This window comes from Streptomyces sp. ST2-7A (genome assembly GCF_021390475.1).
Lineage (GTDB): Bacteria > Actinomycetota > Actinomycetes > Streptomycetales > Streptomycetaceae > Streptomyces.
On sequence record NZ_JAJUWS010000014.1, the window covers coordinates 93,448 to 116,525 of the forward strand.

Genomic DNA, 23,078 nt, shown 5'->3' on the forward strand with positions numbered 1-23,078 from the left:
GACCCCCGCGCACGGCCACCGCGCCCCGGCCACCGCGCCCCGACGGGGAACCGGGAGACACCACCGTCGCGTCCCCGTGGACGGAAGGGCTCCCACCACCGGGCCGCCGCCGAACGGCAGCGGAACCGCAACAGTCGGAGGCCGGCCGGAAACCACCCCGGCTGCCTATGCTGGAACGGTTTCGTGCGGAACCCCGCACGGGGAGCCGAACCGGGTCCATCGGTCGAGGGGACCGGAACCCGCGGGTACCGGGAGGCACCGGCGGTATCGGTGCGCACCGGGACACACCGGCGCGGACGGCGAACGGGAAGCGAGCGGACGAAGGCGCGATGGGCGAGATCTTCGCGGGACGGTACGAGCTGATCGACCCGATCGGGCGCGGTGGGGCGGGCGCCGTCTGGCGTGCCTGGGACCACCGACGCCGCCGGTACGTGGCCGCCAAGGTGCTCCAACAGTCGGACGCACACGCCCTGCTGCGGTTCGTCCGCGAGCAGGCCCTGCGCATCGACCACCCGCACGTCCTGGCACCCGCCAGTTGGGCCGCCGACGACGACAAGGTCCTGTTCACCATGGATCTGGTCTCCGGTGGCTCGCTCTCCCACCTGATCGGTGACTACGGCGCCCTGCCGCCGCGCTTCGTCTGCACCCTGCTGGACCAACTCCTCGCCGGGCTACAGGCGGTGCACGACGAGGGCGTGGTGCACCGCGACATCAAGCCGGCCAACATCCTGCTCGAGCCCACCGGGCTCGGCCGCCCCCGGCTGCGCCTGTCGGACTTCGGTATATCGATGCGCAAGGGCGAGCCCCGCCTCACCGAGGCCAACCTGATCCCGGGCACGCCGGGCTACTTCGCGCCCGAGCAGATGCGCGGAGCCGAACCCGACTTCACCGCCGACCTGTACGCCGTCGGCCTGGTCGGCCTCTATCTGTTGACGGGAAAGAAGCCCGACTCGATCGGCCTGTACGGGGAGTACGAGGACGCCGGCGGGATGCCGGACGCCCCCGCCGGTGTTCCCGAGGCGCTCTGGCAGGTCCTCGGCACGCTGCTCCAGCCCGATCCGCAGGTCCGCTTCCGTACCGCCAACGGGGCGCGGAAGGCGCTGGCCTCGGCCGCCGAACTGCTGCCGGAGGCCGAGGAGCGGGAGGCCGTGGAGGTCTTCGACCAGATCGGGCCGCTGCCGGCCGGGTACGGACCGAACGGCCCGGAACGCGCGGACCCCGGCGTCGCGGGGGCCGGCGGGGCGGTCCCGGAGACCACCGGCTACCACCTGGCGCCGCCGGTGGCCGCGCTCCCGCCGGCCGGCCCGGCCACTCCGTCCGGTGGCACGCCCCCGCCGCCGGCCGGCCCACCGACCCCGCCCTACTCCCCCGCCGGCGCGTCGCCCCTCTCCCCCTACTCCCCCGCCGGGGCGTACGGGTACCCGCAGGCACCGCCGCCGGTACCCCCGCCGCCGGCCGGCCCGCCGGTGCACGAGCAGCCGACCACGCTCTCCCCGCCCGGCACACCCGCCGGGTACGGCGCGGCGGGTCCGCACACCCCGCCGACCCCGCTGATGGCCACGGCCTCCCCGGCGCCGTCCCCCGTGTCGGCCGGTGCGTCGGCGCCCGGCTCGCGCCGGGGACCGGGCCCCTCACCGGTGATCACGGTGACCCTGCTGGTGCTGGCCCTGGTGTTGATCGGCGCCGGCACCTGGGCCGTCGTCACCGCCTGATCCCCACCGCCCGCACCGGACCGCCCGATCGATCTCCCCCCGTCCGGCCACCTCCCGGCGCCGGACCGGGCGCCGGACGGGGAGGGTCGGGCACCGCGCCCCGGACGGACGACCGGGACGCGGAGGAGGCGGCGACGCCTACCTGTTGGACCCGGCCCGGGCCCGGCGACCCCCGGCCCGGGGGCCGTGCCAGTCCAGGCACACGACGGTGGCGTCGTCCTCCAGGTGTCCGTCACAGGCTTCGAGGACCGCTTCGGCCATCGTCCGCACGACCTCCCGGGGGTGTTCGTCGGCGGTCTCGTGGATCAGGCGGGACAGGTCGATGATCTCCGCCTGACGTTCCTGCATTCCGTCGGTGTACAGCACGAGGCGGTCACCGGGGCGCAGGTCGAGTTCCTGCACCCGGTGCGGGATGGGCGAGGGGACCCCGAAGGGCAGGTTGGCGGCCAGGGACACCTCGCTCACCGTGCCGTCGCGCAGGCACAGGGGCCGGCAGTGGCCGGCGTTGACGATCTGCGCGCCGGTCCCGTCCAGGGCGACGCGCAGGAACTGACCGGTGGCGAGGGTGTGGTGTTCCCGGTCGAGGAGGGCCTCGTGGGCCCGGCGGGCTTGCTCGGCCAGGTCGGCTCCGGCGCGACGGGCGCCGCGGGAGGCGTTGACCAGGAGGGTGGCCATCAGGGAGGCGTCGACGTCGTGCCCCATGGCGTCGGTGATGGACAGGTGCAGGGTGTCGTGGCCGAGGGCGTAGTCGTAGGTGTCCCCCGCGATGGAGTCGGCGGGCACCAGGGTCGCGGCGAGGGTGAACTCGACGGCCTCGAAGGAGGGTGCGGTGGGCAGGAGTTGGCTCTGGATCTCGGCGGACAGGCTGACCGTGGTGGTACGCCGGTTCCAGTGGTAGATGTCGGTGAAGCGTCGATCGGTGGCGACGATGTACGCCAGCGCGTGGGCGGCCTCGCGGATCTCGTCCACCATGTCCTCGGTGACGTGCGGCAGGGTCAGCTCCAGGACCCCGATGGTGTCACCGCGGTTGGTCACCGGGGCGATCATCCGCTGTTCGTCCCCGCCGTTGGCGATCCGCACCGGTTCCTGGGTGCGCAACACGTCCTCGTAGACGCTGCCTGCCAGCGGGATCGACTCGAGGGGGCGGCCGGGCCACGAGGCGATCCCCTCGTCGACCCGGGCCATCCGCACACCGGCGAAGTCGACGAACAGGAACGACACCGCCCGCGCGCCGAACCGATCGCGTAGATTGCGCGCCACCACGGCGAGGGACGCCGAGGGCGTCGCGTTCTCCGCCGCCGCGAGCACCTCGGCCAGGCCGATCCGGTTATCCATCGTTGTCGCCTCCCAACGTCCTCGTTCGCCTGCCCCGACTCGACCGCGAACACCACCCTCGTCCGATTTCACACTTCTTTCACCTTGTCCGAGGGACCGGCGCACCCGGCCACTCGCCCGCGTGACCGGTGGGGGAGGTTCCGCGGGAGCCCTCGGGGGAGGCGCCTCGCGGGAGACGGTTCCGACGCGCCTGCCGGGTGGAGCCTACTCCCGACCACTTCACGAAGCGGTGGAATGCCCCCATCGTCCGACGTGCGGAGTCACCTCTTCCGCACACCGGGATCACCGCTCGCCGTCCGGGGCCGCTCCCTGCTCCCCCGCGTCGGGCGACCGCCGACGACGAACGGCGGCGGGGCCGCCCCCGGCCGGGAGCGACCCCGCCGCCGTCGGTGGTCGGGGAACAAACGACCGTCAGCCGCTCCTCGCGGCGGATCGCCGCCCGAGCAGGGTCCAGCCACCGAGCACCGCCAGCAGTGCCACCCCGGCGCCGATCCCGGCGAAGCCGAACAGCTGCCGGGTGTCCCGCCGGTCGGCGGCGATGTCCGCTTCGCTCAGGCCCTCCTCGGCCTGCCGACGGTCCTCCTCGGTCACGCCGAACCCGGCCGCGAAGGGGTCCCCGTCGTACAGCGGCGGCTCGACCGGCGGCTCACCCGTCACCGACAACCGGATGGTCAGACCGATGGATTCGATGTCGGTGACCTGCTCGACCTCCCGGTGCAGGTGGATCACCAGGTAGTGCCAACCGGCGAAGCGGGCGCGGGTGACCTCGCTGTCCCCCTCGAAACGGTGGTCGTAGGCGACCGGGGCCGGAGCGAAGCCCTCCACCAGGGTCTGCTCACCGCTGTAGGAGCTGTCCACGCCGACGATCCGCGCCCGCGCCGGGTTGTAGACCTCGGCGATCAGGGCCCGGTAGACGGAGGTGAAGCCGTCCCCGGTGGGCGCGTTGGCCAGTTCCACGGTGACCGCCGGCTGCTGGTGCCAGTCCACCGGCACCCGGTAGAAGAGTGTCTGCCCGGGGGCGATGTCGTCCCGCCACACCCCCTCGCCGATGGAGCGGGCGTCGTTGAAGCCGGTGCCGCCCGTGACCCGCTCGGCGGTCCCGGTGGGCGCCGGCGGCATCTCGTCGAGCCAGGTGCCCGGGTGCGGGGCGGCGGTGTCGCCGCCGAGCACCTCCGGTTCGCGCATGACCCGTAGTTCCAGCGGCCACGGGGCCGGGTCGGAGGTGGCCTCGCTGGTGCGGGACACCTCCAGCAGGTACGTGCCGGCCGCCTGGCAGGACCGGTCGGGGTCCACCACCCGGGTGCTCCAGGCCGCGATCGGACGGGCCGCGTCGTCGGCGGCGAAGGTGCGGCTGTCGTTGTTGCAGCTTTCCCCACCGGTGGATCGCAGCTCGGTGCGGATGCCGTCCGAGGAGGCGACCCGGGTACCGGGGGCCGGCGCGGCGACGGCCGAGAGGAACCAGCCGGAGACATCGTCCAGGACGACGCTGTAGTACAGCGTCTCGTTCGGCTCGATGGAGTCCGTGTAGAAGGAGTCGGCCTCGATCCGGGGCGCGTCGGCGGTGCTCGCCGTGCCCTCCACCGGCTCGGCCTCCGCCGCCGTCGCGTAGCGTGTCGGGCCGGCGGTACCGGCTCCGTCCCCGTCGTCCTCCGCGTACGCGGCGCCGGCCGACACCGGCAGCAGGGCCGCCGTACACGCCGCCACCGCCGCCGCGCGCAGGCCCCGGCGCACCCGTCCGGCGGGCGCGCCGGTGGCGGGTGCCGCACCCCGGGTGGGCACCGCGTCATCGGTGGGTACCGCGCCCGCCGGCGTCAGTCCGTGTCGTACCGCCCCCATCACCGGTCACCCCTCGTGTCGTTCGTACCGTCGTGCGTGCCGCCGGGGGCCCCCGGCGGGATCCCGGCCACGCCCCGACCGGCCGCCGGACCGGCCACCGCCCCGGTGGCCGGTCGTGCCGGGGCGGGGCGCGGCGCGCGGGCCCGGGCCACCGCGAAGGCGATGCCGGCGATCACCAGCACGGCTCCCGCACCGGCGAGCGCCGCCAGCAGCGGGGCGCCCCATCCTGCCCCGTCGGCGGCACCGGCGTCCCCGGCGGTGCCGGAATCGTCGCCGCCGTCACCGTTTCGTTCCCCGTCGGCATCGCCGTCACCGGCCCCCGCCTCGTCCCCGTCACCGGCGGCCACCGGTGTCGCGTCGTGGCCGGGGCCGGTCAGCTCCTCGCCCACCACGTCCACCCGCAGCACGACACCGATCGCAGCGTTGCGCGCGATCTCCGTCGCGCCGGGCCCGAGCGAGACGGCGATGTAGTGGTCGCCGGGCGCCCGCACCGGAGCCACCGCGGCCGAACTCTCGTACCGGTTGGTCCAGGTCACCGGCACCGTGCCCATGTCCACCGCCGACTCCTCGCCCCGGTAGGGACGTTCGGTGCGGAAGTCGCCGCGCCCGATGGGCGCGCGGTGCGGCGCGTACGCCACCGTTCGCACCCACGAGGACCCGGGGCTGCCCTCCAGCGTCGGCTCGTTGCCGAACTCCACCCGGTACCGCAGCTGTTGGCCCCAACCCACCGGCACCCGGTAGAAACGGGTCTGGGCGGGGAGCAGACGGTCGCGGTGCACGCCCGGGGCGAGTTCCACCGCGTCGTTGAAGCCGGTGCCGCCCTCGATGTCCACGGGCTCGTCGGTGGGCAGCGGGGCGTCCGGGCCGGCCGCTCCGTAGGAGGTGGCCGAGGCGGCGGGACGCACCCCGTCCGGCAGCGGTTCCTCCACCGCCACCCGCAACTCGATCGGCCAGTGGGCGCCGTCGGAGTCCTCCTCGCTCTCCCGCTCCACCGACAGCAGGTACCGGCCGGCCGCGTCACAGGTCGAGGTCCCGCCGGGACTCGGGACCCGGGCCACCGCCCCGGTCAGGATCATGGCGCCCTCGTCGTCCCCGAACCGCACGTCCTCCCGGACGCAGCGGCGCAGTTTGTCGGAGGAGTCGGAGAGGGTCAGGCGCAGGCCGTCGCGGCGGTTCACGGCCACCCCGGGGTGGGGCACGGCGGTGACCGCGAGATCGGCGGTGGACACCTCGTCCAGGTCCACCCCGTACCAGCGGGTCTCGCCGGGGCCGATCCGGTCCAGGTACCGGCCGGGCTCCAGCGCGGGCGCGGCGCCGGCGTCCGGGCCGCCCTCCACCTCCTCGCCCTCGAAGCGGTAGCCGTCGGCGGAGAGCCGGGCGGCCCGCTCCAGCTCGCGGCCCAGCGCCTCGCCGTCGGGGGCGTCGTAGTAGGTGCCGTGACCCGCCTCGGCGACGCACTCCAGTTCGGCGCGGCCCTCCTCGCCGATCCGGAAGCCGACGGTGTCGATCCGCAGGTCCACCCCGTCGCCCGCCAGGCGCTCGGCGACCTCGCAGGGCGGCTCCTCGTCGCAGTTGGACTCGCCGTCGGAGATCAGCAGGACGGTGCGGCGGGCGATGGCCCCGTGCGGCACCTCCGGCAGGTCCTCCACGGCCCGCTCCAGGGCCAGGGAGGTGGGGGTGTTGCCGGTGGGGCCGACCGAGCCCAGGGCCTCCCGGATGGCCCCGGGATCCACCGGCCCGACCGGCTGCGCGAGCCGGGTGTCGGTGCAGTCGCTGCTCTCGGAGCCGTACAGCCGCAGACCCGTGGGATAGCCCTCGGGGAGGGCGTCCACGGCGGTGCCCAGGGCCTCCCGGGCGTCGTCCATGCGGGTGGTGCCGGTGCCGTCGTCCTCGGCCATCGAACCGGAGGCGTCCAGCACGAGAATCAGGCCGCCGGGAAAGTCCGCGGGGGCGGCGTGGGCCGTCGTCCCGGCCGGTGATCCCGGCGGGAGCGCCGCAGGCAGGGCCGCGGCGAGGAGGGTCCCCGTCAGAACGGTCAGGGCCGCGAGGGCGGGGACGGGGCGCCGCCCCGCCCGGAACACCCCCCGACGCGGCACGGGCGCGGAGCGGGTCCCTCCGCCCGGGCCACCGGCGCCGCGGGCGGCGTCGGCCCCCGCGGAGCCCCCCGCGTGCCGACGGTCCCGGCCGTCGTCGCCGGTCGATGCCCCCGGTATCGCGCCCATGCGTGCTCTCCCCCTCGTGGCTCGCCCCGCTCACCGGCCGGGCCGCGCCGGGCTCCGGCGGGGTCCACCCCGGCGCGAACCCCGATGAGCACCGTACGAGTTTGCACGCGCACACAACAAGCCGAGGTGTGTCACGGTCTCGCCACAACCACCCCGACATGATCACGAAGGGGCGGCGGGCCTCCACCGGCCGGACGGCGGCGGGGAGTTCACACCGACGCCATCACCCCCGCACACGCCCGACCCCGGGTACCGTCCGCCCGTGAGCCGATCCGGCCCCGGACGCGCCGCGGGCCCCGCACCGCCGGGTGGCGATGGGGGCCCGTCACCGGTCCGACCCGCGGCCGGATCGGCTCACGGGAGGCTCCGGAGGCGCTCAGTTGTCGGTGGTGCCGACACCGGCGGGAACGGCGTCGCCCGGAACCGGGTCGGTGGCGTCGGTCCACAGATCCTGCTCGGCCTTGCCCTGCTGGATCTGGCGGTACACCAGGATGCCGCCCGCGGCGACCAGTGCGACCAGGAGGAGCTTCTTCACCGTGCTACCTCGTCCTTCTTCGACATCATGTGGAGCATCCGGCGCCGATGATACCCAATCGTGTCCTGTCCGACGGGCCCCGCTCGCCGCGCCGCGACACCCGTTTCCCGGACCTCCGGGGGAGGTTGGGAACGAGACCCCGGCCCACACCGGCGAGCCGGCTCGAACCCGGGCGGCCGGTCGGGCCCGGCGGCACGCGACGGCGTCACCCCGGGTGACGACCGCGGAGGACGACCGTCACCGTCGACGGAGCCCCGAACAGGACGCCGGCGTCAACCGATGGCGTCGAAGAGGCCCGACCGGAACCGGTCGGGCCTCTTCGCGCTGGTGGGGCTAACAGGACTTGAACCTGTGGCCTCATCCTTATCAGGTCACCCCCCAGGCGGGTATGCCCCGCTCCAGCGGTCCCCACCTCGCAGGAGCCCTGTATATAGAGGACAGGGGACCACCACCACCGTCCACCACCGTCCACCCCCGTCCGCTGCTGTTGGCGTCACCTATGGGCGTCAATGGGCGTCACCGTCTTGAAGCTCCACGCTTCCCACTCTCTCGAAGTGTTACCAGCCCGCAGTCATGGCACTCGAGCATTTACCCCCTCGGGGTCCGGAGTTTCTTCCCGAGCCTTCAACCTGCCGTTGGCCCCGGTACTCCCTCAACTCCACTGCGTCATGCTCTGCACAATTCTGCCCCCACGTTCCACCCTCTCAATTAGAAATTATTTCACTTTTCTCATCCCACCGCCGCCCTCGACGACCCGGAATCGGCCAAGGAAGGTCATTGATACTCATCCCCCTTTCACCATCTTCGCGAGAAGTGACACCAGACCACGCCCGAAGCTGCTCTTCGGTCATTCCACTAAACAGCCCTTCCTCTCGAATCAATTCGCCACCATCAGAGAACGACATTCTGGCCCGATCTTCCCTCTGGGGAACCCAAAGACCCCCCAGAGGAGAATCATCGGGATGGTGGTATATATACCTTCGAGAATTCTTAACGGTCTCTTGATTGATTACTTTTTCCATCTGGGTAGTTCCCGACACTTCAAAGTCCGGAGCCCGAGACGCATCACCAAACTTCGACGCAAGGTGACGACGTGGCTGAATGGCCAAAGCAACCCGACGGCTGAGGGGAACGAGAAAGACTCCCGCCGTGAGAATTCCCACCCCTTGCCATTTTGGATAATCTGAAGAGACAACCAGGGAGACAGGATGATCCGATGTAACGAGAGAGCGTCTATTAAATCGGTAAATCGTCCAATGTGAGTCACACAGGTAAGCAGCGGTATCAGGCAGGAGATTCCCCACCATGACCATGTGCTGATTAACATTCGGAGCTAGATCGGGCCCGCCTGGCTTAGTTATATCCCGCCACTCCCAGTCCAACTCCTCATCAGAAACGACCCTTGATTCTGATTCCTGAATCAAGGAACGCAAAGCTTCTTTACCGGAGGCACCGACCACTATTCTAATAAAACCGGCACTAAGGCTTCCCTGGCTGCTTCTAATGTCTTCGCTGCGAAGATGCTGCAAGGCAACCCAGGTAGCAAATGCCTCTCTATGCTCTCCTTCGATCAATTCACCAGAAAGAACCTTCCGAAGTGCCTCGGCAGCCACACCTTCGACCTCACCGAAAAGCTTCTCGAAATGGTCCGACTTTGAGCCATCCGGCAACGTAATGGAATAAAAATCCTTAACGACCGTTGCGTCACCGATTGACTGAACAATTGACGGGTGTCCGGGTAGCGAAACTCGGCAAATACGTTCCGCATCACTGGCAAAGCCCTTCAAGTAGAACTTTGATACCGTGTGCTGTCGACGCACCCGCTTAGCCACTCTTCCTCCCAAATGTGCACAGAACATTTTAGCCTCCCGGAGAACGATCATTGCTCTGGTTGCCACCCTTGAGATCACTGAGCCCGGAGGTGGCAGGGGCATGTGAAGCTGGAAGATGCATTCCGAGAAAGGAGAGAGGATGCCACAGGCCGCTCCACGGGGTAGGTATCTGGAGGTTGCTGGCAAGCTCCGGGACCGCATCCAGGACGACACCACCATGGTCAAGTTGCCACCGGTCTCGGCATTGATGACCGAGTACGGAGGGGTCTCCCGCACGCTGATCAACCGGGCTCTGGCCAAGCTGAAGGCAGAAGGGCTGGTCATCTCGGTTCAAGGGGATGGCTGGCACGTCGTGCGAGCCGGACAAGACAGTCGGCCGCTTGACGAGCGGATGTTGGACGTCTTCGCACACGACGCCTTGGACGTGGGCAGCCGGTTCCCCAGCGAGAGCAACCTGTGCCAGCGATTCGGGAAGTCTCGGACCGCTGTCCGAAGCGCCCTCGCTCAGCTCGAAGGCGCCGGGCTACTGAAGCAGGACCCGGGCAAGCCGCGGGTAGTGATGGCACTACCCACAGACAGGAGGAAGCCTCAGTGAGCCTTACCGCATGGGCCTACCCGCTCGCCGAATCCCTTCTCGCAGAGCCGCTTCCACGCCGGTGGGCCCACTCCCTCGGGGTCGCCGAGCGGGCCCGCAGCCTCGCGCCCATGCTGGGCGATGACGCCGAGCTGCTGGAGGCCGCCGCCGTCCTCCACGACATCGGCTACTCGCCCGATCTCGTGGCCACCGGTTTCCACCCGCTGGACGGTGCCCGGTACCTCCGGAGCCTGCCGGAAGCCGATGAGCGCGTGATCCGACTGGTCGCCCACCACTCGTGCGCCCACATGGAAGCGGACGCCCGGGGTCTGCGCACCGAGCTGGAGACCGAGTTCCCCCGTGAAGACGCGCTGCTCAACGACGCGCTGTGTTACTGCGACATGTGCACCACGCCGGATGGCACACCGACGAACCCGGTCGATCGGATCAACGAGATCGCGGGGCGGTACGGCGATGACAGCCTGATCGGCCGGTTCATCCGCCGGGCGGAGCCGGAGATCCTGAAGGCGACGGCCCGCACCATGACGCGGGTGGCGGAGAGCAAGCTTGCTGTTCAGCCGATGTAGGGCTCGGTGCGGGTGCGGTCCATCGCGTGCTCGATGCGCAGGCGCATGGTCGGGTGGATGTCGAGTTCCTTGAGGTCCGCTGGGGAGACCCAGCGGACCTCTGTCGTCTCCGAGCTGGTCCTGATCGCCCCGCCGATCGGCCGGGCGCGGAAGCACATGCTGAACTGTTGGCGAACCTCGCCGTCGTCGTAGGCCATGACGTGGCCGGGGTCGGTGTAGATGCCGGACAGGCCGATGACCTCAATGTCTATACCCGTCTCTTCCTTCGCCTCCCGGAGCACCGTGTCGGCGATGAACTCGCCCGCGTCGTGGCCACCACCGGGCAGGGCCCACCGGCCGTTGTCGGAGCGCCGGATGACCAGCACCCGGCCTTCGTCGTCCTGGACGAAGGCGACGACGGAGGGGACCACGGAGTTGGCCGGTGGGGCATCGGGGTCGTGCAGGTAGTCGATGCGTCCCATGTCAGCCAGCCTTCGGGAAGTCGTCGTCGGTCACGGGTCGGGCACCTTCCCAGGTGCGGTCGATGCTCTGAGCGTACGTGTCGAAGAGGCCCGCGCCGGGCAGTCGGCGCAGGTGTAGCACGGGGGCGAGGTAGGCGCCGAGGCCGTAGACGTGGGTGTTGACCAGCATCTCGTCATCGGCACGGAAGATGCTGTTGTAGAGCGTGGTGCTGTGGAGTCGGAAGCCGATGTCCGGTGCTCGCCTCATCAGCGGCCGGTAATTGACCAGGGCGTTGCGCACCTTGTGGCCCATGGCCATGTGTCCCTCGTCGATGCCCCGCTGGGAGACGGCCTGGCACTCGGGATCCCCCAGGAGCATCCGTATCTCGGCAGTGCTCGCCTTGTGCTCCAGCACGGAGAAGAACAGCGGGTCCTCCGATAGAAAGCCACCGGCGTAGGCGAGGACGTCCAACCGCTTCTCCGCGCGCTGGTACATCTCCCGCCACAGACCGCCGGGGACGACGTGGCGGTGTGGGTAGACGGTGACGATCTCGGCTCTGCTCAGGTCTGCGGCGCTGGTTACGGTCCGCTCGTCCTCCGGCCACAGGAGTGCCGCATCCACACCCAAGGCCGAGGCGGTCGCGTACTGGTGTCGCCGGTAGGGCGTGATGCCCTTGGTGATCCAGCGTTCGACGGTCTTCGGGTCCACTCCGAGCCGGTCGGCGAGGTCACGCACCGAGAGTCCTCTCGCCAGGATCGCGGACCTCAACTTTTCGTTGGGCATCTCCACTCCCACAGGGACGTCTAGGGGCGTCTTGAGGCTACGAAGACATTCCCGAGATGTCCATGGCCGTGGTCCCGAACTCCCTTGAGCTGCGGTGATGCTGAGGGCACACCAGGAACCAACCCGGCCGGGAACAGCAGGACCCGGCGCAGACTTGACAACCCTCTAAGCGAGACATGTAATACATGCATTGCTTTGGCGTCCGGAGGACTCGGAGACGGGTCCGAAGGCAGCGCTTGGTGCTTGAGAACTGAACAGTCGTGGGTCGCCGCCTCCCTGACAAAAGGCGGTAGATCGGCCTCTCACCTGTGGTGATGCCGGTCGCTTGAAGGATTTCTGCGGGCTCTGATGCCTGCCCGATCCGCCAGTCCGGTACCGGCGGTGAGGGGAGCTGTCAGCTCCGTGAAACCAGACGGCCCCGGAAGGTGCGCGAACACCGGCCGGGGCCTGGACCACCCACACCTACCTGACTAGGGAGTGATCCTGCCGTGGATCGTATCGCCGTCACCGCGCTGACCGACAAGGAGCGCGAGGAGTTGCGGCGCAAGGTCGCCGAGCGCAACGCCCAGTCCCGCCGCGACGCCCAGCTCAAGGGCAACCGTCGCTGACCGTCCGACCATCCAGCCCACCCGTGGCGCCCCACCCCGATCCGGGGGTGGGGCGCCGTGTGGTGTGTTCCGACAGGAGAGACCTGCTGTGAAGAGCTTCATCGGTCGGCACGAGGTGCGCGACCACCACGACTACCTCGAACTCTCGCTTGGCACCGACCCGGCCCTGTGGTTGGGCGTGGAGGGGGAGAGCGCGAGCGAGCGGGCGGCCCGGCTTGATGCGGGGTTGGACATCCTGGCCGATGACCCGGACCTGGCCCCGGCCGTGGTCGCGGTCATCACCGAGGCCATCGGTCATCGCCCCGGCCCCCTGGTCGCCGTCCTCGCCCCGGTCGGGGGTGTGCGATGAACCAGCCGAGCACCACGGCGGCCGGGGCCGCCCGGGCCGCCGCCGAGGCCATCCGCACGCTCAACCACCTGACCTTCCGCCCCGACGCCGAGGCGGAGTGGGAGATGCCGGGGGACGTCTACTCCGTGATCGGCGCCCTGGCCGCCCTGGCCGAGCGCCTGCCCCAAGCCCTCGGTCAGGCGGGCGAGTTGCTGGAGGCGCTGCACGCCACCGGGCGGTTGCGGCACGACTCCGGGGACCCGGCCCGCCTGGACACCGATGTCCACAACCTCCACGCCGCTACCGAACAGGCCACCACCATGGCCAACCTGCTGGCCCGTGCCCTGTCGGACGCGCACAACGACCTGGCCCGCATCGGCTACCGGGACGAGGAGGAGCGGTGATTCGGATCGTGACCGCCCGCCGCCTGCGGGAGACCGAGGGCCGACTGACCGGAGCCCGGGCACGGGCCCAGAAGGCCGAGACCCGGGCCGACCAGCTCACGGACCGGGCCGTGGCCGACCTGGCCGCCGCCTCGGAGCGGGCCGAGGCGGCCGAGCGACGCGCCGCCACCGCGCGTTGGGACGCCGAGCTGGCCCGGGCCGCGCTGGAGGACGTCCGAACCGAGGCGGCCGGGTGGCGCGGGGAGCTGGAGGCGGTGTTGCGGGGCCCGGTGGTGGTGGTCGTGTTGCTGCACCGCGGGCGGCTGCACAGTGTTCACGCCCGTGAGGAGGACGCCCGCCGAACGGCTGAGAGCGACCCCGTGGCCCCCGCCGATCCGGGCGGCTGGACGGGATGGAAGCCGTTGGCCGAAGCCCCGAAGGAGACCATCTGGTGTCTGCGGCGGGTCAGCGTTCAGCGCCCCGCCCCCAGTGCTCACGACACCCCGACCGGTGTTCACGGCGTTCCGGCCGGTGTTCACGGCGGGCCGGTGGGGGGTGGTCGGGATGGATGAGCGCACGTTGCGGGAGGCCGAGCGGGTGTTGTCGGTCGGTACCTGGCTGATCGTGTTCGGGGCGGTGGTGTTCTCGGTGCTCACCGTCACCCCGCTGGTCGCCCGGGTGACCCCGGAGGGGTGGAAGTGGACCGCTCCGCTGCTGCCCATCGTGGTCGACGCCGCCGTGGTCATCGTCGTGCGCCTGGACGCCGCGCTGGCGCGGGTGGGGGGACGTGCGGGGGGTTGGCCGGTGCTGCTGCGCTGGATGACCGGCCTGATGACCCTGGCCCTGAACACCGGCGCCTCCGCTTTGAAGTCGGATTGGGTGGGGGTGGCGGTGCACTCGGTGGCGCCGTTGCTGCTGATCGTCGCCTCCGAGGCCGGGTTGGCCTATCGCCGCGCCCTGGCCGCCGCCGTCGCCGCGAAACGTGCCGAGGAGATGGCGCAGAAGGCGGCCCGTGAACGGGCTCGGGTGGAGCGTGAACAGCGTGAGCGCGCCGAACGCGAAGCCGCCCGGGAACGGGAGGAGCGGCGGGAGCGGGAGGAGCGCGAGCACGCCGCGCGGTTGGCCCGTGAGGAGCGGGAGCACGCCGCCGCGCTGGCCCGTGAACAGGCGCAGGCGGAGCGTGAACGCGAGCGGCTGCGGCTTGAACACGAGCAGCGGATCCGTGAACAGGAGAGCGCCGAACGCGAACGCCAGCGGGTCGAGCGTGAACAGCGCGAGCGGGCCGAGCGGGAGGCCGCCCGCCGGGCGGAGGCCGAACGCGCCGAACGCGAACGCCACGAGGCCGAACGCCGGAGGGCTGCCGAGGCCGAACGGCGTCGTCTGGAAGAGGCCGAGGCCGAGCAGCGGCAGCGTCGTGCGGAGGCCGAGCGGGCCGAGACCGCCCGCCGGGATCGCGAGCGCATCGAGGCGGCCGAGCGGCGCCGTGCCGAGCTGCTGGCCGCAGGGCCCGCCACCGTCAAGCAGCCCGAGGAGGAGGCCCGGCAGACCGTGGCCGACGCCCACCAAGCCGGACTCTCGATCCGTCAGGCCGCCGACCTGTGCGGCTGGTCGGTCGGATGGGTCACCGCCCGCTACGGCGAACTGCGCCAGGCGGTGCCCGCATGATCCGGCGTCGTGTGCTGGACCTGTGCTGCGGCGCGGGGGGCGCGGGGCGGGGATACGCCCGGGCCGGGTACGAGGTCACCGGCGTGGACATCCGCCCCCAACCGAACTATCCCTACCGCTTCGTTCTCGCGGACGCGATCGACCACCTGGCCGACCTGATCACCGGCGGCGGGATCGAGCGCTACGACCTGGTGCACGCCTCCTGGCCGTGCACCCGGTACGCCCGGGTCACCGCCTGGCGCGGCTCCCGCGACTCCCACCCGGACCTGCTGACCCCCGGTCGGGAGCTGTTGGAGCGGTGCGGGCGGCCGTGGGTGATGGAGAACGTGCCCGAGGCCCCGGTCCGCCCGGACTACCTGTTGTGCGGCTCGATGTTCGGCCTGAACATCCGCCGCCACCGGGCGTTCGAGACCTCCTGGGGCGGGGGCGGGGAACTCCTCCCGCCCTGCTGGCACCGGCCCGGGCTCTTGCCCTTCGCCCACAAGGGTGAGCGGGCCTACGCCGACGCCATGGGCTGCACCTGGATGACCAACACCGAGGGCCGCCAGGCCATCCCACCGGCCTACACCCAATGGATCGGCCACCGCGCGATCGACCACGCGGCCGAGCCGGTCATCTGAATCCCCGCCCCACTCCGGTGCCCGGCCGCCCCTACCCGGCGGCCGGGCACCGCCCCTTCCCCGACCTTCTTCGACTCCGGGAGATACGACGTGCACCACCACCACGACGACCACATTCCCGATGACCTGGGCGGCCTCTACCACGACGGGCACTTGCGCTCGATCATCACCTCCTACGGCAACGAGCACCACGACGCGCCCACCGGCTCCGCGCTGCTGGCCGACGCCCGTACCCTCCCCGCTCTCCCCGGCCCGGTGGACCGGCAGGGCCCCGGGACCACCGGCCGCGACGCCACCATCCGGCGCGAGGTGATGAACACCCCCGGTGCCCGGCGCCTGGTGCGGCACACCGCCGAGAAGGCCCGGCTGCTGTTGGCCGCCCTCCCGGCGTGGGCCGGACACGACTTGATGCGGGTCGATGTGCACGTGGTCGACGACCACGGACACCACCGCTCGGTCGCCCTGGCCGAGGAGATCGCCGCCCACCTGCGCGCCCACGGCATCGGCTGCCTGGTCGAACACCGCCACCTCCACCACCCCACCCCGAAGGAGGACCGGTCATGACACAACCCACCACCACCGCCGAGGCCCCACCGACGCCACCCGACACCACCCCGCCCGGGGCCGGACCGACCCCGACCACCCCCGAGACCACCACGCCGACCACCCCGGCCGCTTCACCGAAGCCCGAAGTGCGGCACACCCCCGGCGGCCTTCCGGCCGTGCCGGTGGCGGTCAACACCGCGAACACCCTGATCGGCGGCCTGTCGGCGGGGGCGATGACGTTGGGGCCGGTGGCCATGGCCGCGTCCGCCGTGGGCATGACGGTGGTCGCGGCCGGAAGCGCCGTACTCGCCCGCCGGGCCGGTCGGGCGGGCAAGGGGCGCCGGGATCCGAGGTATGGCTCCCACGGTTCGCGGTCGGGTGCGGGTCGTTCCGGCTCCGTCCCGGGGTTGCGGTTGGGGGCTGCCAACCTCCGCACCGGGGCCCGTTCCGGCGGCTCGAACCCTCGTCCCGGTTCGGGTTCGGGTTCGGGTTCGGGCTCGGGTGGTCGGGGTGGTGCGGGTCGGTTGCCCGGTGCCCGCACCGGTTCCGGCTCGGTCGGCCTGACCAAGCCCAAGCCCGGATCCGGTGGCGGGTCGGGTGCGTCGGGTCGGTCGGGGACCTCCCGGTCGGCCGGGGCCGGGTCCCGGCCCGCGGCTGCCGGTGGCCGCTCCGGTGGCCCGGTGGGGGCGGTGCGTGATCTCCGGCGGGAGCGGCGGGCCGCCGATGCCGGACGGACGCGGGCCGAGCGGCGTCGGCGGCAGGTCGCCGAGCGTCGGGCGGTGGCCGATGCGCGCCGGGCGTCCCGACGCGGGCACCTCGCCTCCCGCCTGCCGGGGGCCGGTTCGCGGTCGGGTGGGGGTGGGTTGCGGGGTCGGGTGCGGCGGGCCCGGCACGGGGCGCTGATGGCATCCCGGCGGCGCCGGGATGCCGGGCACCGGATGCGGGTTGAGAAGGCCCGCCGGTTGTTGCGCACCGCCGCCGCGCGGCGGCGGATGCGGCGCCGCCTGGCCAGTTCGTGGCTGCGTTACCGGGCCCGGACCCTGGCCGCCGCCGCCCTGTCCCTCCCGGTCGGGGCGTTGGGGTTGCTCACCACGCCGTTGGGCCGCCGTCTGGGGTGGCCGTGGCTGATGTATCCGGGGCGGCGCCTGTACCGGGTGCTCGCCGGAGGTGCCCGGGCCGCCCATCAGGGGCGGATCGGCGCCGCGCTGGATGAGGCGCGGGCCATGGACACCGCCGCCGAGCGGGAGATCACCGAGCGGGTGCCGCGCGCACCCCACCACCACCGTCAGGGAGTGAACAGCGTGTCGGAAAACACCGAGAGCACCGAGAACAGCGGTCCGGGCTTCCTGTTCGGGGAGGCGGCCTCGGAGATGGAGTCCGCCGCCCAGGGCTATGACCCCGACGGCATGATGCAGGTCCTCTCCACCGTGGAGGCCATGCCCGAGGCGCTCCAGTCGGTGGCGAACGTCTTCCAGATCCTCGCCGAACGCTCCGATTCGGAGTTCCCCCTTGAGAAGGAGGTCGGGGAGGCCCTCTCGGAGGTCTACACCCACCTGATGCTCGCGGTGAACGCGGCGGCGGACGTGCCCACCACCTTCCGCAACGTCCACGAACAGGACATCCGCCGCCACGAGGACCCCCGCAACAACGCCGAACACAAGTGGGACACCACCAACAACCAGTAACCCCCATCCCGCGACGCCTCGACGGGCGGGTCACGGCAGGCGCCGTGACCCGCCCGTCGGCGCATCCCCCCATTGGTCGAGGAGAAGTTCGTGTCCGAGCATCAACTGAATCTGAAGAACCTGCCCAAGCGCAAGAAGAACAAGGAACGTGCCGGGGTGCCGGTGGACTGGGCGGCCCACCACGGGCCGGTCAGCGGGGCGATCTCCGCGACCACCGGCGCCGGGGCCGCCGCCCTGCTGGGCGCGGCCGTCGGCGCCCCGCCCGCGCTGCCGCTGGTCATCGGCGCGGCCGGGGCGCTGGGGCACGGGGTGGGGCACAGCGTCTTCCGTCGCCTGACCGGGCGCACCATCGCCACCCGGGCCGCGTCCTGGCTGCTGGCCGGGGGCTGGACCACCTGGGCGATGACCACCGGCCCGCTGTCCTGGGCGGCGGCCGGATCCCTGACCGCACTCGGGGTCGGGATCGCCACCGCCGCATCCGGAGCCGCCGCGCGGGAGGAGGCCGCCGAGGAACTGCGGATCTCCCAGCAGGCCGCGAAGGAATCCGCGGCCCTGAACCGCGAGCGCCTGGCGGTGGCCCGGGAGTGGGAGGACCGCATCTGGCGGGTGTGCCGGATCCGGGTGACGGTGTTCGCCGTGGAGCACTGGCCCACCGGCGCCGGGTACTCCATCGCCGCCGAGCTGCCCGGCGGCGGGGCGATGTGGGAGCAGATCGCCCAGCGCTGCCGGGCCCTTGCCACCGACGCCCGCCTTCCGCTGGGCTGCACCGTGCAGGCCGAGGAGGGCGACGTGCAGGGCCGCGTCGTGCTGGATGTGGCGACCCGCAACGTCATGGCCGAGACCATCACCTACCCCACCCCCTACACCCCGCTGTCGATCCTCACCGGCATCCCCTGGGGGGTGCGGCCCACCGGCGAGGAGATCCGGGTCTTCCTGCGCGAGGCGTGCGCGTTGATCCTCGGCCCGCCCGGCTCGGGGAAGTCCACCTTCATCGACGCCGTGATCGCCGGATTCGCCCGCTGCGTCGATGTGCTGGTGTGGGTCATCGACCTCAAGGCCGGGGCGGCCGGTATCCCCTGGATGCGGCCCTGGCTCGAGGCCAACGGACTCACCGAGCCGCTGCCCGGCCTGCCCGCCGCCCCCGAGGGCACCCGGCCCGGCATCGACTGGCTGGCGTCCACCCCGGCCGAGGCGGCGTTGATGCTGGACGCGGCCCTGGCCATCAACGCCGCCCGCCAACAGGGCTACCAACGGCTGATGGCCGAGGAGAACACCACCCTGCTCCCGATCGGTGCGCACATCCCGCAGATCATGATCGTGGTCGACGAGGGTGCCGAGGCCCTGACCGCCTCCCACAAGGACCCCGCCCGCAAGGCGGTCGGGGACAAGCTGCGGCAGGTCATGCGCACCACCCGCGCCATGGGAGCACGGTGCGTGCTGACCGCAGTCGACGGAAACGTCTCCGCGATCGGCGACACCCAGGTCCGCAAGTTCTCCCCCATCGGCGTCGCCCTGACCTCCGGTGAGACGGTCGGCAACAACCTCGGCAAGCTCTTCCCCCGCACCCGCATCGACACCGCCCAGCTCTCCCAAAAGGGCGCCGGGGTCATCGGCGACGGCGGCGCCGAGGGCTTCGCCCCCACCCCCTTCAAGGGCTGGAAGACCGGCCCCGGCATGGTCCGCGACGTCATCCTCGCCACCAACCACACCCGACCCGAACTCGACGAGATCTCCGCCGAAGCCGCCGGAACCGCCTACACCGAACGCTGGTCCAAGGCCCGCGCCGGATGGCTGTGGAACAGCAGCGGCCCCGACCGCCCGGCCACCGCACCGGCCCCGCCCACCGCCCGACCGGAAACCGGACAGGGCGGGGTGCCGGGGCTGAACCTGTCCTACAAACGGCAGACCGACCCCCCGGCCGGGCAGTTGGACGCCGACGCCATGGCGGCCCGGCTGATGGAAGAGATCGACCGGGAATTCGGCACCACCAACGAACCCACCCGGCCCGCACCGGCCGCGCCCGGCCCCGGGCTGAACCTCTCCTACAAGCGGCAGCCCGACGCCCCGCCGGAGCCCGACGCCCGCACCGCCGCCCTGCGGCTGATCATCGACGCCGGGCCCGAGGGCACCGGCGCCTCGGCCATGGAACGCGCGCTCGCCCCCGATCACGGCACCCGCCGCCCGGTCATCCAACGCTGGCTCAAGGAATGGGCCGAGGAGGGGGAGATCGTGCGCGTCGGGGAGGGCTCCAAGGCCCGCTACGTCCACCACACCCACGCCCCCACCCCGCCCACCGACCACTGACACCCAACCGCCTGTCTGTCACCTGTCACCCACCCCGCAAAGCGGCCCACAGGGCCCCCAAAGGGCTGTCATCCCGCCTGTGAACTGCGGATTACAGGTGACAGACAGGTGACAGTGACAGACAGGGTGACAGGCCGATGACACCCCCGAGGGAGCCCTACGTGCCCGCTTCCGAACGCATCACCCTCATGGCCGCCGGAGAACTCCGCGACGCCCTGACCGCCCACCGGGCGGGGGACACCGCCGCCGCCGTCGCCGCCCTCATGTCGATCGACCCCGACTCCTGGGCCGCCATCGAACGACGCCTCGCGGCCATGGGCGGCACCGTCACCGAGCTGCTGCCCGACACCCACTGACCGCACCAAGACGAGAGCGGCCCCCTCACGCCAATGACCGGGGCCGCCCTCACACCTTCCCAACCAATAATCAGGAGGTTCCTCCAGCATGACCCATGACCCCCGTTCCGCGCTGCTGCGCGCCGCCCTGGAGGCGGCCGAACGCGGCTGGCCGGTCTTCCCGCTGCGGCCGGGCACCAAGCGCCCGGCCCTGCACCGGGAGGACCGCTGCCCCGCAACCGGCCCCTGCGCGGCCGGACACCTGAAGTGGGAGCAGCGCGCCACCACCGACCCGGCCCGTATCCGTGCCGCGTGGTCGAGCCGCCCGTTCAACGTCGGCATCGCCACCGGCCCGGCCGGGCTGGTCGTCATCGACCTGGACCGGCCGAAGAACGGATCGGACACGCCTTGCGGCGTGACGACCTTTCGGGCGCTCTGCGAGCGCGCCGCACAGCCCGTCCCCGATACCTACCGGGTGCGGACCGCCAGTGGTGGGGAGCACCTGTACTTCACCGCCCCCGAGGGGGCCCGGTTGGGCAACACCGCCGGGACCATCGGCGAGCTGGTCGACTCCCGCGCATGGGGTGGCTACGTGGTCGCGGCGGGCAGCACCACCGACACCGGAGCCTACGAAGCCGTGGGCGACCGTGGGGCGGCCCCTCTGCCCGAATGGCTGCACACCGTCTTGAAACCCGCCCCCACGCGTCCCGGGGGGCCGCTGGGGCTTCCTGCGGTCGACGGCAGCCGCGCGGCCCTGGCCGCACTCCGAGCCGAGTGCGCCGCCGTGGCCGCCTCGCCGGACAAGCAGCGCAACACCACGCTCAACCGCTGCGCCTTCAAGGTGGGGCGCTTCGTCGCGTGGGGCGACATCCCCCGGCACGTGGTCGAGGAGGCCTTCCAAGGGGCGGGAGAGGGGCGGGGGCTGACCGCTGCCGAGTGCCGCGCCACGATCCGCAGCGCCCTGGACAGCTCCATCCGCAAGGCCCGGCCCCGGGAGGCGGCATGAACGCCCCCCGATCCTCCCCCTTGGAAGGCCAACCGCCAGCGAGGGGCGGGAAGGTCGCCGAACCCGCCCCGCCCCCACCCACCGGGGGCGGCCGACAGGTCGTCGCCCGAAGGGCGCCCGAAGAAAGCCCTGACCCGCACCCGCCCACCGGGCGGTTCCCGGTGGCGTGGCTGCACATCGTCGCCCCCGGACGCGGCACCACCCCCACCGCCACCAGCTGGTGCGAGTGCGGGCACCGGGCCCGCGCCGTCGGCCGCCTTCGGGTGCTCGCCCTGATCGACACCCACCGGGCGCACCGGGCTCTCTGCCCCCTGCGCACCACCGCCACGACGAACGAGAGGAGGTCGGCGGCATGAGCCACGAGCCGATCGACGGCGCGACCCTGCTGGACCAGGTGGAAGCCTTCCACCGCCGCTTCAACGCCTTCCCCACCGAAGCCGCCTACGTCGCCGTGACGCTGTGGGACGCGCACGCGCACATGCTCGACTGCTTCGACTCCACTCCGCGGCTGGCGTTCCTCTCCCCCGAACCGGGGTCGGGGAAGTCGCGGGCGCTGGAGATCGTGGAGACCCTGGTGCCGCACCCCATGGTGGCGGTCAACGCCAGCGCCGCCGCGCTGTTCCGGGCGGTCTCGGGCACCGACGGGCGCCCGACGATCCTGTTCGACGAGATCGACACCGTCTTCGGCCCCAAGGCCGGGGACAACGAGGAACTGCGCGGCTTCCTCAACGCCGGGCACCGCCGCTCCGGCGTCACCTACCGCTGCGTGGGGGACGGCTCCACACAGAACGTGGTCGCCTTCCCCTCCTACTGCGCGGTGGCCATGGCCGGACTCGGCTCCCTGCCCGACACCATCCTGACCCGCTCGGTCATCATCCGCATGCGACGCCGGGCCCCCAACGAGAAGGTCGAACCCTTCCGCGCCCGGGTGCACGAGAAGCAGGGCCACGCGCTGCGCGACCGCCTCGCGAAGTGGGCCGAACAGGTCCGCCCCGCCGTCGAGGGGGCGTGGCCGACCATGCCCGAGGGCATCACCGACCGCCCCGCCGACGTCTGGGAACCGCTCCTCGCCGTCGCGGACGCGGCCGGGGGCACCTGGCCCCAGCGCGCCCGGGCCGCGTGCGTGGAGCTGGTGGCCACCGCCGGACGCGACGACAAGGCATCCCTCGGCATCCGGCTGCTGACCGACCTGCGCGACCAGGTGTTCTGCGGCGCCGACCGGATGCCGACCGCCGTGATCCTCGAATGCCTCAACGCCATGGAAGACGCCCCCTGGGGCGATATCGGAGGCAAGCCTATGACCCCCCGCACGCTGTCCCGGCTGCTGGGCGAGTACGTCACCGCCACCAACCAACCCATCAAGCCGAGGGGCATCCGCACCGCCTCGGGGACGCCGAAGGGCTACTACGCCGAGGACCTGGCCGACGCCTGGACCCGGTACTGCCCCCCGCCTCCCACGGGAAGCGCAACATCCGCAACAACCGCCACACCGCAGGTCAACCCCGGCACGGATGTGGCGGAAGCACCGTCCGTGGCGGATACGAACCGCCACACCCCCGGCAGCACCACGCCACTTCCCCTGCCCGCCTGACCGCCCGACCTTCCCCGAAGAACCGCACGGGGTGTGGCGGATACGAACCGCCACACCCCGCCTATCCGCCACACACGCAAGCCGTTGACCTGCGATGTTGCGGCGTGGCGGATGTTGCGGATTCCGGGGAAGGGGGCGACGCCCCCGTGA

Annotated in this window: 22 protein-coding genes; 15 read left to right on the forward strand and 7 right to left on the reverse strand. The window is 71.9% G+C overall.

Annotation, left to right across the window (positions count from 1 at the left end):
• Nucleotides 1-329 precede the first annotated feature (329 nt).
• Nucleotides 330-1,712 carry a serine/threonine-protein kinase gene (locus tag LZF96_RS11155; protein ID WP_233869606.1) on the forward strand — a complete coding sequence of 461 codons (1,383 nt, stop codon included), beginning with the start codon at nt 330-332 and terminating at the stop codon, nt 1,710-1,712.
• A gap of 138 nt (nt 1,713-1,850) precedes the next feature.
• On the opposite strand, the gene LZF96_RS11160 is transcribed toward LZF96_RS11155, so the two are convergent.
• From LZF96_RS11160 to LZF96_RS11180, 5 genes are all read right to left on the reverse strand, one after another.
• Nucleotides 1,851-3,047: a PP2C family protein-serine/threonine phosphatase gene (locus tag LZF96_RS11160; protein WP_233869609.1), complete on the reverse strand. Its 1,197-nt coding sequence runs from the start codon at nt 3,045-3,047 to the stop codon at nt 1,851-1,853.
• A 411-nt stretch (nt 3,048-3,458) separates the two neighbouring features.
• Entirely contained in the window at nt 3,459-4,883 is a 1,425-nt protein-coding gene (locus tag LZF96_RS11165) for a hypothetical protein (RefSeq protein WP_233869612.1), read from the reverse strand.
• Entirely contained in the window at nt 4,883-7,105 is a 2,223-nt protein-coding gene (locus LZF96_RS11170; RefSeq protein ID WP_233869615.1) for a VWA domain-containing protein, read from the reverse strand. The genes LZF96_RS11165 and LZF96_RS11170 overlap by 1 nt, the downstream gene beginning before the upstream one ends.
• Nucleotides 7,106-7,481: 376 nt before the next feature.
• Complete coding sequence (locus tag LZF96_RS11175; RefSeq protein ID WP_233869618.1) at nt 7,482-7,640, reverse strand: DLW-39 family protein; 159 nt, start codon at nt 7,638-7,640, stop codon at nt 7,482-7,484.
• Between the two features lie 704 nt (nt 7,641-8,344).
• Nucleotides 8,345-9,472, reverse strand: coding sequence for a DUF4238 domain-containing protein (locus tag LZF96_RS11180; RefSeq protein ID WP_233869621.1), 1,128 nt, complete (start codon nt 9,470-9,472; stop codon nt 8,345-8,347).
• A gap of 139 nt (nt 9,473-9,611) precedes the next feature.
• Between LZF96_RS11180 and LZF96_RS11185 the strand changes: the two genes are divergently transcribed.
• Nucleotides 9,612-10,067 carry a GntR family transcriptional regulator gene (locus tag LZF96_RS11185; RefSeq protein ID WP_233869624.1) on the forward strand — a complete coding sequence of 152 codons (456 nt, stop codon included), beginning with the start codon at nt 9,612-9,614 and terminating at the stop codon, nt 10,065-10,067.
• Nucleotides 10,064-10,633, forward strand: a complete 570-nt coding sequence (locus tag LZF96_RS11190; protein WP_233869627.1) for an HD domain-containing protein — start codon at nt 10,064-10,066, stop codon at nt 10,631-10,633. Before LZF96_RS11185 ends, LZF96_RS11190 begins: the two co-directional genes overlap by 4 nt.
• Here LZF96_RS11190 and LZF96_RS11195 read toward each other — a convergent pair.
• Both LZF96_RS11195 and LZF96_RS11200 read right to left on the reverse strand, forming a co-directional pair.
• Nucleotides 10,621-11,094: an NUDIX domain-containing protein gene (locus LZF96_RS11195; RefSeq protein ID WP_233869630.1), complete on the reverse strand. Its 474-nt coding sequence runs from the start codon at nt 11,092-11,094 to the stop codon at nt 10,621-10,623. The two genes, LZF96_RS11190 and LZF96_RS11195, sit on opposite strands and share 13 nt — an antisense overlap.
• Nucleotide 11,095: 1 nt before the next feature.
• Complete coding sequence (locus tag LZF96_RS11200; RefSeq protein ID WP_233869633.1) at nt 11,096-11,857, reverse strand: helix-turn-helix domain-containing protein; 762 nt, start codon at nt 11,855-11,857, stop codon at nt 11,096-11,098.
• A 696-nt stretch (nt 11,858-12,553) separates the two neighbouring features.
• Here LZF96_RS11200 and LZF96_RS11205 point away from each other — a divergent pair.
• The 12 genes from LZF96_RS11205 (at nt 12,554) to LZF96_RS11260 (ending at nt 22,928) form a co-directional block, all read left to right on the forward strand.
• Nucleotides 12,554-12,814, forward strand: coding sequence for a hypothetical protein (locus LZF96_RS11205; RefSeq protein WP_233869636.1), 261 nt, complete (start codon nt 12,554-12,556; stop codon nt 12,812-12,814).
• Nucleotides 12,811-13,197 carry a hypothetical protein gene (locus LZF96_RS11210; protein WP_233869639.1) on the forward strand — a complete coding sequence of 129 codons (387 nt, stop codon included), beginning with the start codon at nt 12,811-12,813 and terminating at the stop codon, nt 13,195-13,197. Before LZF96_RS11205 ends, LZF96_RS11210 begins: the two co-directional genes overlap by 4 nt.
• The gene (locus tag LZF96_RS11215) at nt 13,194-13,748 is read left to right on the forward strand and encodes a hypothetical protein (RefSeq protein ID WP_233869641.1); all 555 of its coding nucleotides are present in this window, start codon (nt 13,194-13,196) and stop codon (nt 13,746-13,748) included. Before LZF96_RS11210 ends, LZF96_RS11215 begins: the two co-directional genes overlap by 4 nt.
• Nucleotides 13,741-14,841 (forward strand): DUF2637 domain-containing protein, encoded by a 1,101-nt coding sequence (locus LZF96_RS11220; RefSeq protein ID WP_233869644.1) that lies wholly within the window; start codon nt 13,741-13,743, stop codon nt 14,839-14,841. The genes LZF96_RS11215 and LZF96_RS11220 overlap by 8 nt, the downstream gene beginning before the upstream one ends.
• Nucleotides 14,838-15,461 carry a DNA cytosine methyltransferase gene (locus LZF96_RS11225; RefSeq protein WP_233869648.1) on the forward strand — a complete coding sequence of 208 codons (624 nt, stop codon included), beginning with the start codon at nt 14,838-14,840 and terminating at the stop codon, nt 15,459-15,461. The genes LZF96_RS11220 and LZF96_RS11225 overlap by 4 nt, the downstream gene beginning before the upstream one ends.
• Nucleotides 15,462-15,551: 90 nt before the next feature.
• On the forward strand, nt 15,552-16,025 hold the full coding sequence (locus tag LZF96_RS11230) for an RNase adapter RapZ (protein WP_233869651.1): 474 nt from the start codon (nt 15,552-15,554) through the stop codon (nt 16,023-16,025).
• Complete coding sequence (locus LZF96_RS11235) at nt 16,022-17,692, forward strand: hypothetical protein (protein ID WP_233869654.1); 1,671 nt, start codon at nt 16,022-16,024, stop codon at nt 17,690-17,692. Before LZF96_RS11230 ends, LZF96_RS11235 begins: the two co-directional genes overlap by 4 nt.
• A gap of 90 nt (nt 17,693-17,782) precedes the next feature.
• On the forward strand, nt 17,783-19,996 hold the full coding sequence (locus LZF96_RS11240; RefSeq protein WP_233869656.1) for a hypothetical protein: 2,214 nt from the start codon (nt 17,783-17,785) through the stop codon (nt 19,994-19,996).
• Nucleotides 19,997-20,133: 137 nt separating this feature from the next.
• Entirely contained in the window at nt 20,134-20,352 is a 219-nt protein-coding gene (locus LZF96_RS11245; RefSeq protein ID WP_233869659.1) for a hypothetical protein, read from the forward strand.
• A gap of 88 nt (nt 20,353-20,440) precedes the next feature.
• Nucleotides 20,441-21,337, forward strand: coding sequence for a bifunctional DNA primase/polymerase (locus LZF96_RS11250; RefSeq protein WP_233869662.1), 897 nt, complete (start codon nt 20,441-20,443; stop codon nt 21,335-21,337).
• Nucleotides 21,338-21,498: 161 nt separating this feature from the next.
• Nucleotides 21,499-21,693: a hypothetical protein gene (locus tag LZF96_RS11255; protein ID WP_233869665.1), complete on the forward strand. Its 195-nt coding sequence runs from the start codon at nt 21,499-21,501 to the stop codon at nt 21,691-21,693.
• Nucleotides 21,690-22,928, forward strand: a complete 1,239-nt coding sequence (locus LZF96_RS11260; protein WP_233869668.1) for a DUF3631 domain-containing protein — start codon at nt 21,690-21,692, stop codon at nt 22,926-22,928. The genes LZF96_RS11255 and LZF96_RS11260 overlap by 4 nt, the downstream gene beginning before the upstream one ends.
• Nucleotides 22,929-23,078 lie beyond the last annotated feature (150 nt).

Coding starts and splice junctions, on each gene's coding strand:
- LZF96_RS11155 (WP_233869606.1), top strand. CDS start 330: ATGGGCGAGATCTTCGCGGGACGGTACGAGCTGATCGACCCGATCGGG.
- LZF96_RS11160 (WP_233869609.1), bottom strand. CDS start 3,047: ATGGATAACCGGATCGGCCTGGCCGAGGTGCTCGCGGCGGCGGAGAAC.
- LZF96_RS11165 (WP_233869612.1), bottom strand. CDS start 4,883: ATGGGGGCGGTACGACACGGACTGACGCCGGCGGGCGCGGTACCCACC.
- LZF96_RS11170 (WP_233869615.1), bottom strand. CDS start 7,105: ATGGGCGCGATACCGGGGGCATCGACCGGCGACGACGGCCGGGACCGT.
- LZF96_RS11185 (WP_233869624.1), top strand. CDS start 9,612: ATGCCACAGGCCGCTCCACGGGGTAGGTATCTGGAGGTTGCTGGCAAG.
- LZF96_RS11195 (WP_233869630.1), bottom strand. CDS start 11,094: ATGGGACGCATCGACTACCTGCACGACCCCGATGCCCCACCGGCCAAC.
- LZF96_RS11200 (WP_233869633.1), bottom strand. CDS start 11,857: ATGCCCAACGAAAAGTTGAGGTCCGCGATCCTGGCGAGAGGACTCTCG.
- LZF96_RS11210 (WP_233869639.1), top strand. CDS start 12,811: ATGAACCAGCCGAGCACCACGGCGGCCGGGGCCGCCCGGGCCGCCGCC.
- LZF96_RS11220 (WP_233869644.1), top strand. CDS start 13,741: ATGGATGAGCGCACGTTGCGGGAGGCCGAGCGGGTGTTGTCGGTCGGT.
- LZF96_RS11225 (WP_233869648.1), top strand. CDS start 14,838: ATGATCCGGCGTCGTGTGCTGGACCTGTGCTGCGGCGCGGGGGGCGCG.
- LZF96_RS11235 (WP_233869654.1), top strand. CDS start 16,022: ATGACACAACCCACCACCACCGCCGAGGCCCCACCGACGCCACCCGAC.
- LZF96_RS11245 (WP_233869659.1), top strand. CDS start 20,134: ATGACACCCCCGAGGGAGCCCTACGTGCCCGCTTCCGAACGCATCACC.
- LZF96_RS11250 (WP_233869662.1), top strand. CDS start 20,441: ATGACCCATGACCCCCGTTCCGCGCTGCTGCGCGCCGCCCTGGAGGCG.
- LZF96_RS11260 (WP_233869668.1), top strand. CDS start 21,690: ATGAGCCACGAGCCGATCGACGGCGCGACCCTGCTGGACCAGGTGGAA.